Below are 15,778 nucleotides of genomic sequence, written 5' to 3'. Positions count from 1 at the left end.
CTGGTGATTTATTCAATACAACATTTACAGAAGATAATACATAACATTTACCGAGGAGAGGAGAGGTAATATGAAGAAAAATCGCTTATTATTTCGCGTTATTATTCTACTCATTTTATGTGGTGCTGTAGGATTTACCCTTTATCAAGGATTCTTTGCTAATAAAGAGAAAATGCAAATCGGAAAAGAAGCACCTAACTTTGTTGTGACAGATTTAGAAGGGAAGAAAATTGAACTAAAAGATTTAAAGGGAAAAGGTGTATTTTTAAACTTTTGGGGTACGTGGTGTAAACCTTGTGAAAAAGAAATGCCTTATATGAATGAATTATATCCAAAGTATAAAGAAAAAGGCGTTGAAATCATAGCGTTAGATGCAGATGAAACGGATATTGCAGTAAAGAACTTTGTGAACCAATATGGTTTGAAATTCCCAGTTGCTATTGATAAAGGACAAAAGATTATAGGAACATATGGAGTAGGTCCATTACCGACAAGCTTTTTGATTGATAAAGATGGAAAAGTAGTGGAGCAAATTATAGGTGAACAAACGAAAGAACAGTTAGAAGAGTATTTAAAGAAAATTACTCCGTAATAAAGAAAGCCTTTACATAAGAGGTGCGTGTCTATAGTGCCTCTGATTTAAAAATTCTGAGTATTGCGGTAACTCGAGGTTAGAATATACAATAGTACATATAGATACAGGGGCGGTGAGAGTGTTGAAAGAAATTAAATGTGAATGTGGACATGTTAATCCGATAGGAACCGTTTTTTGTGAAGCTTGCGGGAAACCATTTGAAAGCAATGAAAATGCAAAACTATTGGATATGCGCTATGAGGGGAGTGCACGGAGATCTCTCACGCAAACAAAAACGATAGTCGATAAAATTTGGAGCTTTTTCTCTTCTGTAAAAGTCGGTGTATGGCTAATCGTAATAACTTTAGCTGCATCAGCGATAGGAACTATTTTTCCGCAAGAAATGTACATAACTCCAGGGATTGCACCAGCTGAATATTATAAGCAAGAATACGGATTTTTAGGGCAATTATACTATCAATTAGGATTTAATAATTTATACGGTTCATGGTGGTATATGATTTTGATTGCTTCTATCGGTATTTCACTTGTGATATGTAGTTTAGACCGCGTTATTCCACTTTATAAAGCTTTAAAAAAGCAAGGCGTAAAAAGACATCCTAGTTTTTTAAAGAGACAGAGATTATATGGGACTGGTACACCGCAAGATGGTGACCTGGAAAGAGTGCAAAAGAATTTAAAGAAAAGAAACTATAACGTGAAAGTGGAAGACGGAAACGTTTTAGCAGAAAAGGGACGCTTCTCGCGTTGGGGTCCATATGTAAATCATATCGGTCTTATTATCTTTTTATTCGGTGCGATGCTTCGTTTTTTACCGAGTATGTACGTAGACGAAGCACTTTGGTTACGTGATGGTGAAACGAAAGAAATACCAGGGACGGATGGACAATACTACTTAAAAAACGAGAAATTTATAAAAGAAGTTTATGATAAAAGTAAGGACAAGGAAGTTTTTGAGGAAGCGATTGATCGTGTAGGCGATAAAATGATTGCGAAAAACTTCCAAACGAATGCTGTATTATATAAAGCTGTGGGCGAAAATATAGCAGGGCAAAAACCAAAGTTGGAAAAAGTAAAAGAAGCGGAAATTCGAGTAAATGAACCACTGAAATTTGATCAATTTGCAGTGTATCAAGTGGATTATAAAGAAAGTGAATTTAAAAGTATGTCCTTCAACTTGCAAAATAAAGAAAATAATCAAAAATGGGGACCGATTAAAGTAGATTTAACGAATCCTAAGGAAAAATATGATTTAGGAAATGGTTATTCTCTAGAACTATTAAGCTATTTTCCTGATTTTTATTTTGATGAGAATGGAAAACCGAATACAAAAACGAAATTACCGAACAATCCTGCATTTGTATTTAAAATGTTTACACCTGAAACACCAGATGGTGAAGTGAGTTTTGTTGGTATTCAGCAAAATATAGAACCTGATGGAAACAACAAATATAAAATGTCGTTTGCGGGTGTTGAAATGCAAAATGCAACAGCACTTACTGTAAGAAAAGATTTAACGCTTTGGATTCTCGGTATTGGAGGATTTATATTTATGGTTGGTGTCATTCAAGGTATGTATTGGAATCATCGCCGTATTTGGATACAACGTGTTAATGATGAATGGTGGATTGCAGGGCATACGAATAAAAATTGGTTCGGTTTAAAGAAAGATATTGAAAGAGTAATAGAAGGTACAGCAATTCCACAGCCAAATGATAAAGTAATCGATAAAAAAATTAGTTAAGGTGGGGAAACGATATGGTGCAAATAAGTAGTAACTTTCTCTTTACCGCATTTATTTTATATTTAATTGCGACTCTATTTTTTGGTGGAGCCATTAAAGAAAAGGGTCATAAATGGGCAAATGTAGGAATAACAATTACAATTTTAGGGTTTATAGCACAAACAGTATATTTTGTTACAAGGTGGATTGCATCAGGGCATGCGCCAGTTAGTAACTTTTTTGAATTCGGTACATTTTTCGGCATGATGCTTGTAGGAGCATTTATTGTAATGTATTTTATGTACCGCGTAAGTATAATTGGACTATTTGCATTACCAGTTGCGCTTTTATTAATTGCCTATGCAAGTATGTTTCCGAGGGAAATATCTCCGCTTATTCCATCTTTAAAAAGTAATTGGTTACATATTCACGTGACGACTGCAGCAGCAGGACAAGCAATTTTAGCGATTAGTTTTATTACGGGCGTCATGTATTTATTAAAAAATGTAGATCAATCAACGAGAAGTAAACGGACATTTTGGCTAGAGACGGTAGTGTTTACGCTTGTTTGTACAGTTGGATTTATTGGAGTAACAACGGTATTTTCTAGTATGAAATATGAAGCGAAGTTTCAATGGGTTGATAAAAATGAACAACAACTGGAAATGAAGTACAATCTTCCAGCTTTAGTAGGACCGCATGAAGGGAAGTTACAGACAGAAAATAAATTAGAACCGGTAGTTGAAGTTCCAGCGATTGTAAATGCGAAAAAATTAAATACTGTTATTTGGTCAGTGTTAGTTGGAACATTACTTTATATTGTATTAAGGCTTGTTTTACGGAAGCGAGTATCGGCGGCACTTCAGCCGTTAGTAAAGAATACGAATAGTGATTTACTAGATGAAATCGGATATCGATCTATTGCAATTGGATTCCCAGTTTTCACATTAGGAGCGTTAATTTTTGCAATGATTTGGGCTCAAATAGCGTGGACGCGTTTTTGGGGCTGGGATCCGAAAGAGGTTTGGGCACTTATAACGTGGCTCTTTTATGCTGCAGTACTACATTTACGATTATCTAAAGGGTGGCATGGAGAGAAATCAGCTTGGCTTGCAGTAATTGGTTTTGCAATTATTATGTTTAACTTTATTGTAGTAAACTTAATTATTGCCGGTTTACATTCATATGCATAGAGAAATAAAATAGGAGAGTGCATGTCACTTTCCTATTTTATTTTTGTCAACTTTTCTTCTTTTTTGAGAAAAACATGACAAAGTAGCGGTTGATTTTGTAAAATGATGTCGAGGACATTATATACTGTTCAAAAAAAATACATAGTTTTGGAAAAAAATTGAACAAAATTTATTATTCTTGTGAAGCATAATATGGGAAGTGAAACATTTAGAAGATTGCTTAAATAAACGAGAATAGCGCAACATAATAGTAAAGAAGGGTAGGTGTGAACCGCTGAGGTGAGAGTACGCAGCGGGTAGAGATGGAAAATGAATCAAGAATTTTAATTGTAGATGATGAGGATCGTATTCGTCGTTTATTGAAAATGTACTTAGAAAGAGAACAATACACAATTGAAGAAGCAGATAATGGTGATACAGCTTTAGAAATGGCGTTGCAAAATGATTACGATTTAATCTTATTAGATCTTATGATGCCTGGTAAAGATGGCATTGAAGTATGTAAAGGGGTTCGTGAGAAGAAAGCGACACCAATTATTATGCTGACAGCAAAAGGTGAAGAAGTAAATAGAGTACAAGGATTTGAAGTTGGAACAGATGATTATATTGTAAAGCCATTTAGTCCACGTGAGGTCGTGCTACGTGTGAAAGCGGTATTACGTCGTGCTGTACCAACAACATTCTTTACACAAGATACAACGACAAAAGATGTTACTGTATTCCCGCACTTAACAATTGATAACGATGCACACCGTGTTACTGCAGATGGTAATGAAGTAAACTTAACGCCGAAAGAATATGAGTTACTATTATTTTTAGCGAAAGCTCCTGATAAAGTATTCGATCGTGAGCAATTGTTAAAAGAAGTATGGCAATATGAATTCTTCGGAGATTTACGTACAGTTGATACGCATGTAAAGCGTTTACGTGAGAAGTTAAGTAAAAAATCACCAGATGCTGCGAAGATGATTGTTACCGTTTGGGGCGTAGGTTATAAATTTGAGGTTGTGAACGACTGATGCTTTGGAGAAGTGTAGTAGGGAAGTTATGGATGACTATATTACTTCTCGTTTCGTTTGTGCTTGGATTTGTTGCGATTTTACTTTCACAGTTTTTTAGAACATATTATGTTGATATGAGTGAAGATAGGCTTCAAAAAGTTGCAACAAGTGTTTCAGAGTTAATTGAAGAAGGTGCCGATGTAAAAACGATTGAGAATATCGCGTACAAATTCTCTGATTCACTTTCAAGGATCATTATTGTAGAAGATGGTAAAGAAATATCATCTTCGCCGAAACAAGAAGGGTTAGTCACTCTTACAATGGATGATTTGAAAGAAGATAAAGAATTAGCGGCTGTTTTTACAGACAAAAAAGAAATTAAGAATAACATTAGAAAAGCCTCTAATAGTAGAAAGAATAAAAACACTGAAAATGATATTATGATTGTCGGAAAACCAGTGCAGTCAAAAAATCAAAGTGCAGTGTTCGTATACGAATCTTTACAAGTACCGATACAAGGCATGGAGAGAACGACTGATTTTATATTCTTATCAGCAGGGATTGCGATTATATTAACAACGTTCTTTGCATTCTTCTTGTCTACTCGAATTACAGCACCACTCCGTAAAATGCGTGAAGTTGCTTTTGAGGTGGCGCGTGGGAAGTTTGATGCGAAAGCTCCTATGGTGTCTCAGGACGAGATTGGTGAGCTTGCAACGGCCTTAAATCAAATGGGGAAACAGTTGAAGTTTAATATGAATGCACTGCAGCAAGAAAAAGAACAGTTAGCTAGTATTTTAAGTAGTATGGCAGATGGGGTTATTACGTTAAATCAAGAAGGTGAAGTCGTTGTAATTAATCCGCCGGCCGAACATTTCTTACAAGTTTGGCAAGAAGAAAAAGAGATAGAGCTAAGTAAAAAACTACCTTCTGAACTTGTGGAACTATTCCATCTTGTTGTAGAAAGTGAACAACAACAAGTTGTTGAAATTAATTTACAAAAAGGGAACTATGTAGTTCTTATGACGCCGCTTTACAATCAAACGAAAATTCGTGGAGCTGTAGCGGTACTGCGAGATATGACGGAAGAACGCCGTCTTGAAAAGATGCGTCAAGACTTTATTGCGAATGTATCGCATGAACTTCGTACACCAATGGTAATGCTGCAAGGGTATAGTGAAGCGATTTTAGATGATATTGTGCAAACGAAAGAAGAAATTGATGATTTTGTTCAAATCATTTATGATGAATCCGTTCGTTTAGGTAAACTTGTAAATGAATTATTAGATTTAGCACGCATGGAAAGTGGTAATGTAGAGTTACATATAGGTGAAGTTGATATTCATCCTTTCGTTGAAAAAATAGGTCGTAAATTCCAAGGGATTGCAAAGGATAAAGAGGTCGCGTTAACGGTTGATTTCAAAGATTCAATTGAACAATACCCGTTTGATGCAGATCGTATGGAGCAAGTATTGACGAATTTAATTGATAACGCAATACGTCATACAAACGCAGGCGGACATGTAACGCTTGTAATTGATTCGAAAAATAATGGCCTCATTTTTGAAGTACAAGATTCGGGTGCAGGCATTCCAGAAGAGGATATTCCATTTTTATTTGATCGTTTCTATAAAGCTGATAAAGCAAGAACACGTGGGAAAAAGGGTGGAACAGGACTCGGGCTTGCGATTGCGAAAAATATTGTTCAAGGTCATGATGGTAAAATTTCTGTTTCAAGTGTTGTTGGAGAAGGAACTACATTCTCTGTATATTTACCGAATCGTATAATTTAGATATGTGTTTTTAAAGTTGATAATGAATAAAGTTCTGCTGTTTTTTATTTTTTTGTAAACTCAATTAAATAAAGAATGGTAGAACTTTTTTCTATGTTGCTCGAATAAAGAATAACAAGAGAGGTGCTGTGAAGAAATGAAATTATATACAAAAACAGGAGATAAAGGAACGACAAGTGTAATAGGCGGTAGGGTTGATAAAGATGATATCCGTGTGGAAGCATATGGAACAATAGACGAGGCGAATTCTCATATCGGATATGCAATGACTAAGCTTCAAGGCGGGACTTATAGAGATATTTACAATGAGCTTGAAAATATTCAACATGAGCTATTTGATTGCGGAGGAGACTTGGCAATAGTGGAACAAAAAATTCCTTATAAGGTGACAATTGAGATGGTTGAAAGCTTAGAAAGAAAGATTGATTTGTATATAGAAGAAGCACCGCCGCTAGAGCGCTTTATTTTACCAGGTGGAAGCGAGTCGGCAGCTGCTATTCATATTGCACGTACAGTTGTAAGGCGAGCAGAACGATGTATCGTGTCCTTACAAAAAGAAGGAGAAATAAATGAAGTTGTTCTAAAGTATGTAAATAGATTATCTGACTATTTATTTGCAGTAGCTAGAGTAATAAATGCCCGATTACAAGTGAAAGATGTGGAGTATAACCGTAGTGCATTAGTTTTTCGTGATAAGAAAGAGAAGGAAGTGGAGTAATTCACTTTCTTTTTTTGTATACTTTTTTCTGTAATATACCAAAATAGAGAAGGTATGGTGGTAATTAGAAAACGGAGGATGTATATGAAAGTTTTAAAATGCGGAGTCATGTTATTGAGTATACTGTTTGTATCTCAATTACATGTTTATGCAGAAGAAAATCGATGGACATGGCCTGTTGAAGGTCAGATAAGTGATTATTTTGGGACAAGGCATGGAAAACACTATGGTATTGATGTAGCTGCACCGATTGGAACGCCTGTGGCAGCTATCCAAGATGGTAAGGTAACGAAGTCTTATTATTCAAGTAGTTATGGAAATGTTGTATTTATTAAACACGGAGAATATGAGGCTGTATATGCACATTTAAATAAGAGATATGTGGGTCAAGGAGATTATATTTCAAAAGGTGAAAAAATTGGAGAAGTAGGGAACACGGGAGAATCGCGAGGTGCACACTTACATCTAGAACTTCATCAAGGAAGATGGACGATGGCGAAAAAGAATGCGATGAACCCATTGCTTGTTTTAAGTGAACAAAGAAATGAAGTTGTTTCTTCATCATTATATGTCGTACAAAAAGGGGATACTTTAGTTAGTATTGCACGGAAATTTAGTATGACACTTAAGGAAATTAAAGAAAAAAATGGATTGCAGCAAGAGCTAATTTATCCTAATCAACAATTATATGTTAAGTAAAGGTAACGTCTCAAAAATTAAACTTTGAATATTCTTAAATAAGGTTCAATGTAAATGAAATTATATGGGCGCTTCTGCTAGAAGTATTGAGTGAATTAGAGTATTTATATCTAAAAGAAAGCCGTCCCAAAATTTATTTTGGGACGGCTTCTTTTACCAAAAAATAAAGACACATATAAATCCAGAAATAGCTAAATAGCTATATAAGTAAAAAACTTTTGTTCTTGTTTTCTCTTTTGTTCGAAACAGTACGATAGTCGGTTCAATTAAACCGATTGTCAAACAAAGTAGGCCAAGAAGCATACAACCAATCGAAATAGAATACAGGGCGATTTGTGGTGCTTGAAATGGAATCATCCATTTTAATAAAAATGCAATAAGTGCAGTGTAACAAATGCTACCGATGTATTTATTCAGTGGTGTATTAGAACGAAAACCAGGAAGTTTTTTTAAGAAAGAGCGGGAAACAACTTCTGTTTGTAAAGATGTATGCTCTTCAATAATTCTTTGAGCTTCTTTTCCTTTTTGAAAAAGGGATAAGATCCAATTTCGCTCACCCTGAAAAATAAATTGAGAAGTTGTCAAATAGTGATCAATCTTCACTTTACTCCAACTTTTCCACGGATGACGCTCACACAATTTTAATTTACTTTCTGTTTTTTTATCATACTGATAAATACTGATGCCATCTTCATCGAAAGTAGCATAGTATGTCTCGTTTGAGAATGTGCCTAAATCAATTGGGCAGTAGAAAAGTAATTCTTTTTTTAAGTAAAAGTATTCTTTTCTTAAGTTTTTTTTCATTGCTTCTCGAATAGAATGTCTCTTTTCTTTTTTCATGACATTTCCTCCATAACTCAGAAAATGTTCTTATCTTAACAATTCAATATCTTATCACTTTTAATTATATATGACTAGGTAATTCAAAAGAGAAATGCCGAATAATAAAAAATATGGATTGTATTGTAAAATATCTCGCAATTTATTTATTGTTACGAAAAATAAATAACTAATTTTAAATAAGTTACAATTTTTTTGTTCACAATGTTATGAGGTTGTTGTATAATGAAGGGGAAAATAGAATATCGGTCTATCTTCGGGGCAGGGTGAAAATCCCGACCGGCGGTGATGAACTATTTATGATTTTGTTCTAAGCCCGCGAGCCGTTAAGGCAGGATTTGGTGTGATTCCAAAGCCGACAGTACAGTCTGGATGGGAGAAGATGGAGGTTCAAGCGTTCAAAAAAGATATGGATTTGAACGTCTGTTTGATGTGCCTTAAATTCTCCCTTTGTGTAAAACACAAAGGGTTTTTTCGTTCTATGAAAAAATAGGCATAGCAGAACCTTTCCACTTTCCATGAGAAGATCGATGGAAAAGGAGAGAGAAAGATGAAACAAAAAAACAGTGTGGTGCAGATGGTGAGTGTAGCGATGCTAAGTAGTATTGCATATTTACTAATGATGTTAGATTTCCCGTTCCCAGGGCTTCCGCCATTTTTGAAAATTGATTTTAGTGATGTACCAGCTCTAATTGCAGCAATTATCTTTGGACCAGTAGCTGGAGTGATTGTAGAGGCAATAAAGAACATTTTACATTACGGGATTCAAGGAAGTTTAACGGGAGTACCAGTTGGAGAAATTGCAAACTTTATTGCAGGATGTTTATTTATTGGACCAGCAGCTTTCTTATTTAGAAAGTATCGTACTGTGAAGAGTTTAACGACAGGGTTAATGCTAGGGACAATTACAATGGCACTTATTATGAGTGTATTAAACTACATCATCATATTCCCGGCGTACACTTGGTTTTTAAATTCACCAGCTATGTCTAGCGAAGCTATAAGAACAACGGTTGTAACGGCAATCTTACCATTTAATTTAATTAAAGGAATTGTTGTAACAATTGTATTTGTGGCATTATTCTCACGCCTGAAAGTATGGGTGTTTGCAAAAATGAAAAATGCATAATATATATAAACCATTAGTAGTGTGGAACTACTAATGGTTTTTTATTAAGGAAAATAAAATTTAGATACAAAAAATGCCCCTCATCAATATGAGGGGCATTTTTTGAAGTTAATAAAAGACTATTCAAATTTTAAAGCGTCTCCGTCGAATGATTCGTCAGCAACTTTAATTGAGTCAGTTGGACAGCCTTCGAATGCATCCATCATATCTTCAATTAATACATCTGGAATTTCAACGATACCTTGGTTATCGTCTAATGTTACAAATGCAATACCTTCATCATCATAGTCATAAATGTCTGGTGCAGCAGCGCCACAAGCACCACATGCAATACAAGTATCTTTATCAACGATTGTATATTTTGCCATCTTTTTTCCCTCCTGATAATATGTATGTGAAAAGCTTGCCATAAAAATTATAACCTTATTGTAAAACGGTTTGTAAAACTTTTCAACATAAAATTATAATGATAATGCTTATCAATTAGAGTGTCAACTTATTTTTGAATTATGTCATAAGATTTTCAAAATACGTAAATATGATTTCGTTTGATACAATAGAATATATACAAGTATATAGTTCTTATTATGATAAGTTTAATGAGCGACAGTAGATAGTGTAATTGTACTGAAAAGAATGAAGTTAAGATTGGAAGGTGGAAGCGGTCATGCAAATACAATATACTTTGTTGCATTGTTTAAAACAATTGAATGGTGAAAGAACCGTTTCATCTATTTATTATTTACTAAAGGGCAAACGTTCTTCGCAAACTTTACAAGATGGAAATATGTTTAGAATTTCTTTTTTGTTCGGAATATATAAATCATTAAATAGAAATGACTATGATGGTGAAGTTGTAAAGTTGTTGCAAGCAGATTTTATTCAAGAAATACATGAAAATACATATGTGTTAACACCTAAGGGTAAAACGCAGTTACATAAATGGGAGGAAGTTTATGCTTTTCCAGCGCATTTGCATGGTTTACATTATGGAGAATTAGGTGAAACATTTTGGAAAAAATTGTCATTGATTATTCAAACTATATCAAATTTACAACAGAATAATACTAAGTTTATCCCGATTCAACAAGATACAGAAATAATGATGTGGGTGAAACGTTTTCTAACAGGAAGGCCATATAAGAGAAGTGAATTGGCGAGAAAACTGTGGACGGAAGTACATAATCTTTTAGAAAAAAGTAATGCGATAGAAGCGACGATTGTAACATATCGACTAACGGGTTATGAACGGATTGGTTGTACATTGCAACAATTAGCAGAAATTACGAAACAAGATATGTTCAGGGTGTATTTTTTATTTTGGGGTACAATGCATTTCTTTATACAAGAAGTTCGTGATAAAGAAAATGAATTTCCGCTATTAGCTGAAATTATATCTTATCCAAATGAGAGAGCTGAACTATTTAGTTTATCCACGAAAAAAACATATAATTTTTGGAGACAAGGGCGTTCTTTAGAAGAAATAGCAACGATTCGGAATTTGAAGGTTGCAACGATAGAAGATCATTTTGTTGAAATTGCTTTGCGAGAAAAAGATTTTTCTATTGAAATGTTTATGGAAAAAGAAAAGATAGACAAAGTAATAAAAGTAATTGAAGCATTGCAAACGCGGAAGTTACGTGTTTTGAAACAAGCGATTGGAGAAGATATCTCTTATTTTGAAGTTCGTCTTGTATTAGCGCGGATGGAGGGTGTAAATGAAACTTGAAGAATATTTATATAAGTGGTTTGGATATTCTGAATTTCGTCCAGGTCAAAAAGGAGTTATTACAGATTTATTAGAAGGAAAAGATGTGATAGCAATGCTTCCGACTGGAAGAGGAAAGTCTATGTGCTATCAGTTTCCGGGGCTTATGCGAGAAGGAACAGTGCTTGTTGTATCGCCGTTATTATCTTTAATGGAAGATCAAGTGACACAATTAAAGTATGTTGTGAAAAACCGAGTGATAGCATTTAATAGTTTTCGGACATTAAATGAAAAAAGAGAAGCGATGAAAAAATTATCTTCATATAAATTTATTTTTGTTTCACCAGAGATGTTACAGTCGGAGTTATTAATTAGGGAATTGAAGAAAATTCATATTTCATTATTTGTTGTTGATGAGGCTCATTGTATTTCTCAATGGGGTTATGATTTTAGACCGGACTATAAGAAACTAAATGTAGTTATTGAAAATATTGGTTCTCCTACAGTGTTAGCATTGACAGCCACAGCGACAAAAGGGGTACTGCAAGATATCGCAGACAGTTTAAATTTAAAGGGTGCCGCGGAACATGTATACTCTATTGACCGTCCTAATATTGCAATGGAGGTGCAATTTGTAGAGACGATAGAAGAAAAGAAAGAGGCGCTTTTGGAGCAGGTGATGTATTTACAAGGGCCGGGGATTGTATATTGTTCAAGTAGAGCGTGGACAGAAAGGTTAACGGAATACTTGAGAGGGAAAGGTGTTACTGGTGTAGCTTTTTATCATGGTGGTATGGAACATGAAGAGCGTATGTTAATTCAACAGCAGTTTATGAACGATCAATTGCAGCTTGTAATATGTACAAGTGCATTTGGTATGGGGGTAAATAAGGCGAATACGCAATATATTATTCATTTTCATTATCCAACTAATATAGCTTCTTACTTACAAGAAATCGGAAGAGCTGGAAGAGATGGCAAACCGAGTATAGCTATTTTATTGTGTAGTCCGTTGGATCATGATTTACCACTTTCAATCATTGAGGATGAATTGCCAAGTAAGTCGCAAATACAATTTTTATTTTCTTTACTACAAGAAAGAATGTTTCAAACGAAAGAATTACCAATAGAAGATGTAGAAGAAATTTGTTATAATGCAGCAAGATTTAATGAGCAATATTGGCGTTTCGTTCGTTATCATCTCGAACAGGTTGGAATTATACAACAACGAAGATTATTATTAGAGGGTTTGTCAGATGAAATTATGAACCGATTAATAGCTGAAGTAGAAATAAGGTTGCGTAATAAATATAGTGAATTAGAAAATATGAAGTCATGGATACGAGTTAAAGGATGTAGACGTGAATATGTGCTGCAACAGTTCGGTTATAGGAAAGAGAAAGAGTTAAATAATTGCTGCGATTATTGCGGTATTACAAAAGAAGATTATAAAAAAAGACGAGCGCAACAATCGGATTTCGACTATAATTGGGAAACAGAGTTACAAAAGCTTTTCGGCCTAGAAAAGATGGAGGAATGATGAACATTCAAAGGCATAATGTTGAAGATATGAGTCCGCAGGAAATAAGGCTGAATCTATATATAACACAGTTAATTATTATCGGTATTGGCTGTTTACTAGCATATATATTATTTCAAGATGTAAAAGAAGTGTTTAATTTATGGAAATGGGAACCAGTATCTATACTTATTATAGGTGGTTTGTTAGCGATTGGTATTGTGTTATTAGATTATGTTGCAATGCGAGTGTTTCCAGAGTCTTGGTTTGATGATGGTGGTATTAACGATAAGATGTTTCGAGGAATGTCGGTTCTACATTTACTCGTTATTACGTTCGTAATCGGTTTTGCAGAAGAGTTTTTATTTAGAGGTGTAGTGCAGACTCATTTTGGAATTGTAATTGCGAGTTTAGTATTTGCAGTGTTACATATTCGTTATATAACAAAGCCATTTTTGTTTTGTTTCGTCTGTTTCATTAGTTTTGTCTTTGGTTATGTATTTGAATGGACAGGGAATTTGTTTATAACAATCTTTGCACACTTTCTTGTTGATTTTATAATGGGACTCCAATTAAGAAAATAAATGGAAGGTGGTGGTGAACAACATGAGGAAACGAATTCCTGATTTTGAAGAGGAATTAGAAGTTGAGCGAGTGGAAGAAAAAGAAAGTTTACCGCCGCGTAGTGAAATTCATAGAAATAAAGAGAAAAAACAAAAGTTTAAAATAAATCACATTTTCGTCCGGGTTTTAACATTTCTATTCATTCTGCTGCCAATTAGTATTTTGTGGTATACGGATAAATATATTCAGGTGAAGGGCGATAGTAATAATGCCGGGAAAAGTGCGTTTGAAGTAATCTTCTTTGATTCAGCTAAATCTGATTCACAGAAACAGTCTGAAAAAGCGATAACGCATACTGTGAAAGAGGGAGAAACTTTAGAAAGTATAGCGAAGCAATATTTTTCGGATGAAAATGGGATTGAAGTCATTAAAAAGTATAATAACTTGCAAGAAGATGAAGTGAGTGCAGGGCAAGAATTAAAAATTCCGATAAAAGATAAATCCACAAAGCAAGAGAGCTAGTGAATTAGGCGATCACAATTTGTTATAAAAGCCTAGGATTATCTTTATGAGGAGGGGAGTAAAAAATATGATATGGATTATATTATTCAGTACTCTCATAGGCATGGGGATTTTATTACTTCTTGTGATGTATAAAGAAGCGACGCGTAATACGGTGTTGGAACATACTTTAGTATTTAAAGAATTTCCGAAAAGTTTTCAAAAAGTAAATGTGTTTTTTATTTCTGATATTCATAGAAGAGTTATTTCGAATTTGTTAATTGAACAAGTAAAAGGAAAAGTAGATCTAGTAATTATCGGAGGAGATTTAGCAGAGAAAGGTGTCTCTTTATCAAAAATCTCTGCGAATATCCAAAAGTTAAGAGAGATAGCTCCTGTATATTTTGTGTGGGGAAACAATGATTATGAGATAGAATATCATGAATTAGATGCGTTATTATTAGAAAATAACGTAAAAGTTTTAGATAATACAAGAGTGGTATTTGAGTCTGAATTAGGAGAGAGAATTTGTTTGCTCGGTATAGATGATGTTGGATTGCACCGTGATCGTCTAGATTTGGCATTGGCGGATTGTAAAGAAGAAGGTTTTCGTATCTTAGTTAGTCACAACCCTGATATAATAAAAAAGATGTCTGGAAATGAGCAGATTTCACTTGTATTAAGTGGACATACGCATGGGGGACAAATCCGATTATTCCCATCTAAAAAATATTTAAAAGGTGGCGTATATAACCATTTGAATACGATTCTCTTTGTTAGTAATGGGTACGGAACAACATTGATACCACTTCGTTTCCGAGCACCTGCTCAAACACATATCATTACATTGTGCGGAGGGAAATGATGCCAACTCTTAGTGGAAAATATAATATAAAAGCTGTTTCGAATATAATTGGAGTTCAGCCGAGTACGCTTCGTGCATGGGAAAGACGATATCAAATTATTGCCCCAAAGCGGAATCAAGCTGGGCATCGTTTATATACAGAAGAACATATTCAAATTTTAAAATGGTTAATGGAAAAAGTTTCTTCCGGTATGATGATTGGACAAGCAGTTCAGTTATTAGAAGAGAATCGTTTGCAGAGTACAGTTCAAAAAGAGATACCTTTCGATAAAGAAGTTGTTTTAGTGGACGATTTGCTACAAGCTTTGTTAAAATTTGATGAAATTACAATTACTGCATTATTAAACGAAGCTTTTAGTATATATTCAACAGAGAAGGTTGTTGCCAGTATCGTTCTTCGAGTGACAGACAATTTATTAATGTCAAAAAATAATAATGAGATTTCAATGGCGCAATTCCAATATGCACTATCATTTTTACAAACGCGTCTAGGAATGGTGTATCACAATGCCTCAATGTTTTCCTCTTTACACAAAGTTATTGTGTTAGAAAAGAATGCATTGCAAGGATTTATTTTTTCAACGTATTTACGCTTAAAAGGATATGAGGCGATATATATTAGGACAAGCTTAGCTGAAGATGGTATGTTGTCAGCGGTAGAAGAAATACAGCCGAAATATGTATTTGTATCTTGTGCTGACGAACAAGAAATGAAAAAGACGATGAACTTTATAAATTTATTACAAGAAAAAAGGGAATCTCTTTCTGTTGGCTTTATCGGAAAGCTAGGCGTTCTAAACCAGTTGGACATTGAAACAACCTTAATTGGTGATACAAAAGAAGAATGGGATGAATGGTTAAAAATGTCGGAATAGTTGTTCGAAAAGAACCATCTATTTTCTATTTCATATAATAAAAATTAGATGCATT

General features: G+C 34.3%; 16 protein-coding genes and 1 riboswitch. Of the genes, 14 read left to right on the top strand and 2 right to left on the bottom strand.

Annotated features, from left to right (window positions below; all coding sequences use genetic code 11):
- Positions 1-70 precede the first annotated feature (70 nt).
- The 7 genes from resA (at position 71) to CN409_RS18380 (ending at position 7,722) form a co-directional block, all read left to right on the top strand.
- Complete coding sequence (gene resA, locus CN409_RS18410; RefSeq protein ID WP_000742193.1) at positions 71-592, top strand: thiol-disulfide oxidoreductase ResA; 522 nt, start codon at positions 71-73, stop codon at positions 590-592.
- Between the two features lie 121 nt (positions 593-713).
- A complete protein-coding gene (gene resB / locus CN409_RS18405; RefSeq protein ID WP_000910521.1) occupies positions 714-2,339 on the top strand; it encodes a cytochrome c biogenesis protein ResB in 1,626 nt (541 codons plus the stop codon).
- Between the two features lie 14 nt (positions 2,340-2,353).
- Positions 2,354-3,511, top strand: coding sequence for a cytochrome c biogenesis protein ResC (gene resC, locus CN409_RS18400; RefSeq protein ID WP_000250089.1), 1,158 nt, complete (start codon positions 2,354-2,356; stop codon positions 3,509-3,511).
- 302 nt (positions 3,512-3,813) lie between these two features.
- The gene (resD, locus tag CN409_RS18395) at positions 3,814-4,530 is read left to right on the top strand and encodes a DNA-binding response regulator ResD (protein ID WP_000426861.1); all 717 of its coding nucleotides are present in this window, start codon (positions 3,814-3,816) and stop codon (positions 4,528-4,530) included.
- The gene (gene resE / locus CN409_RS18390; protein WP_000964692.1) at positions 4,530-6,305 is read left to right on the top strand and encodes a sensor histidine kinase ResE; all 1,776 of its coding nucleotides are present in this window, start codon (positions 4,530-4,532) and stop codon (positions 6,303-6,305) included. Before resD ends, resE begins: the two co-directional genes overlap by 1 nt.
- 136 nt (positions 6,306-6,441) lie before the next feature.
- Positions 6,442-7,023, top strand: coding sequence for a cob(I)yrinic acid a,c-diamide adenosyltransferase (locus tag CN409_RS18385; protein ID WP_000781274.1), 582 nt, complete (start codon positions 6,442-6,444; stop codon positions 7,021-7,023).
- Positions 7,024-7,107: 84 nt separating this feature from the next.
- Positions 7,108-7,722, top strand: coding sequence for a peptidoglycan DD-metalloendopeptidase family protein (locus CN409_RS18380; protein WP_000866113.1), 615 nt, complete (start codon positions 7,108-7,110; stop codon positions 7,720-7,722).
- A 153-nt stretch (positions 7,723-7,875) separates the two neighbouring features.
- Here the strand turns inward: CN409_RS18380 and CN409_RS18375 are convergent, their stop codons facing one another.
- Entirely contained in the window at positions 7,876-8,562 is a 687-nt protein-coding gene (locus CN409_RS18375; protein WP_000711799.1) for a hypothetical protein, read from the bottom strand.
- A 248-nt stretch (positions 8,563-8,810) separates the two neighbouring features.
- A riboswitch (FMN riboswitch) is annotated at positions 8,811-8,950 on the top strand.
- A gap of 162 nt (positions 8,951-9,112) precedes the next feature.
- Between CN409_RS18375 and CN409_RS18370 the strand changes: the two genes are divergently transcribed.
- A complete protein-coding gene (locus CN409_RS18370) occupies positions 9,113-9,691 on the top strand; it encodes an ECF transporter S component (RefSeq protein ID WP_000810856.1) in 579 nt (192 codons plus the stop codon).
- A gap of 119 nt (positions 9,692-9,810) precedes the next feature.
- On the opposite strand, the gene CN409_RS18365 is transcribed toward CN409_RS18370, so the two are convergent.
- Positions 9,811-10,059, bottom strand: a complete 249-nt coding sequence (locus CN409_RS18365; RefSeq protein ID WP_001151993.1) for a ferredoxin — start codon at positions 10,057-10,059, stop codon at positions 9,811-9,813.
- Positions 10,060-10,358: 299 nt separating this feature from the next.
- Between CN409_RS18365 and CN409_RS18360 the strand changes: the two genes are divergently transcribed.
- The 6 genes from CN409_RS18360 to CN409_RS18335 all read left to right on the top strand — a co-directional run bounded on the left by CN409_RS18360 (position 10,359) and on the right by CN409_RS18335 (position 15,723).
- On the top strand, positions 10,359-11,420 hold the full coding sequence (locus tag CN409_RS18360) for a YpbB family protein (RefSeq protein WP_097981839.1): 1,062 nt from the start codon (positions 10,359-10,361) through the stop codon (positions 11,418-11,420).
- Entirely contained in the window at positions 11,410-12,939 is a 1,530-nt protein-coding gene (gene recQ / locus CN409_RS18355) for an ATP-dependent DNA helicase RecQ (protein WP_000762978.1), read from the top strand. The genes CN409_RS18360 and recQ overlap by 11 nt, the downstream gene beginning before the upstream one ends.
- Entirely contained in the window at positions 12,939-13,502 is a 564-nt protein-coding gene (locus tag CN409_RS18350) for a CPBP family intramembrane glutamic endopeptidase (RefSeq protein ID WP_001025781.1), read from the top strand. The genes recQ and CN409_RS18350 overlap by 1 nt, the downstream gene beginning before the upstream one ends.
- Before the next feature lie 22 nt (positions 13,503-13,524).
- Complete coding sequence (locus CN409_RS18345; protein WP_001231548.1) at positions 13,525-14,004, top strand: LysM peptidoglycan-binding domain-containing protein; 480 nt, start codon at positions 13,525-13,527, stop codon at positions 14,002-14,004.
- Positions 14,005-14,071: 67 nt separating this feature from the next.
- Positions 14,072-14,848 (top strand): metallophosphoesterase, encoded by a 777-nt coding sequence (locus CN409_RS18340; RefSeq protein WP_000637802.1) that lies wholly within the window; start codon positions 14,072-14,074, stop codon positions 14,846-14,848.
- Positions 14,848-15,723 carry a MerR family transcriptional regulator gene (locus CN409_RS18335; RefSeq protein ID WP_001142721.1) on the top strand — a complete coding sequence of 292 codons (876 nt, stop codon included), beginning with the start codon at positions 14,848-14,850 and terminating at the stop codon, positions 15,721-15,723. Before CN409_RS18340 ends, CN409_RS18335 begins: the two co-directional genes overlap by 1 nt.
- Positions 15,724-15,778: the final 55 nt, after the last annotated feature.

The organism is Bacillus sp. AFS012607 (genome assembly GCF_002558005.1).
GTDB classification, from domain to species: domain Bacteria; phylum Bacillota; class Bacilli; order Bacillales; family Bacillaceae_G; genus Bacillus_A; species Bacillus_A thuringiensis_S.
The sequence above is the reverse complement of the archived record's forward strand: the minus strand, read 5'-3'. Positions and strand labels throughout refer to the sequence as shown.

Coding starts and splice junctions, on each gene's coding strand:
- resA (WP_000742193.1), top strand. CDS start 71: ATGAAGAAAAATCGCTTATTATTTCGCGTTATTATTCTACTCATTTTA.
- resC (WP_000250089.1), top strand. CDS start 2,354: ATGGTGCAAATAAGTAGTAACTTTCTCTTTACCGCATTTATTTTATAT.
- resD (WP_000426861.1), top strand. CDS start 3,814: ATGGAAAATGAATCAAGAATTTTAATTGTAGATGATGAGGATCGTATT.
- resE (WP_000964692.1), top strand. CDS start 4,530: ATGCTTTGGAGAAGTGTAGTAGGGAAGTTATGGATGACTATATTACTT.
- CN409_RS18385 (WP_000781274.1), top strand. CDS start 6,442: ATGAAATTATATACAAAAACAGGAGATAAAGGAACGACAAGTGTAATA.
- CN409_RS18380 (WP_000866113.1), top strand. CDS start 7,108: ATGAAAGTTTTAAAATGCGGAGTCATGTTATTGAGTATACTGTTTGTA.
- CN409_RS18375 (WP_000711799.1), bottom strand. CDS start 8,562: ATGAAAAAAGAAAAGAGACATTCTATTCGAGAAGCAATGAAAAAAAAC.
- CN409_RS18370 (WP_000810856.1), top strand. CDS start 9,113: ATGAAACAAAAAAACAGTGTGGTGCAGATGGTGAGTGTAGCGATGCTA.
- CN409_RS18365 (WP_001151993.1), bottom strand. CDS start 10,059: ATGGCAAAATATACAATCGTTGATAAAGATACTTGTATTGCATGTGGT.
- CN409_RS18360 (WP_097981839.1), top strand. CDS start 10,359: ATGCAAATACAATATACTTTGTTGCATTGTTTAAAACAATTGAATGGT.
- recQ (WP_000762978.1), top strand. CDS start 11,410: ATGAAACTTGAAGAATATTTATATAAGTGGTTTGGATATTCTGAATTT.
- CN409_RS18350 (WP_001025781.1), top strand. CDS start 12,939: ATGAACATTCAAAGGCATAATGTTGAAGATATGAGTCCGCAGGAAATA.
- CN409_RS18345 (WP_001231548.1), top strand. CDS start 13,525: ATGAGGAAACGAATTCCTGATTTTGAAGAGGAATTAGAAGTTGAGCGA.
- CN409_RS18340 (WP_000637802.1), top strand. CDS start 14,072: ATGATATGGATTATATTATTCAGTACTCTCATAGGCATGGGGATTTTA.
- CN409_RS18335 (WP_001142721.1), top strand. CDS start 14,848: ATGCCAACTCTTAGTGGAAAATATAATATAAAAGCTGTTTCGAATATA.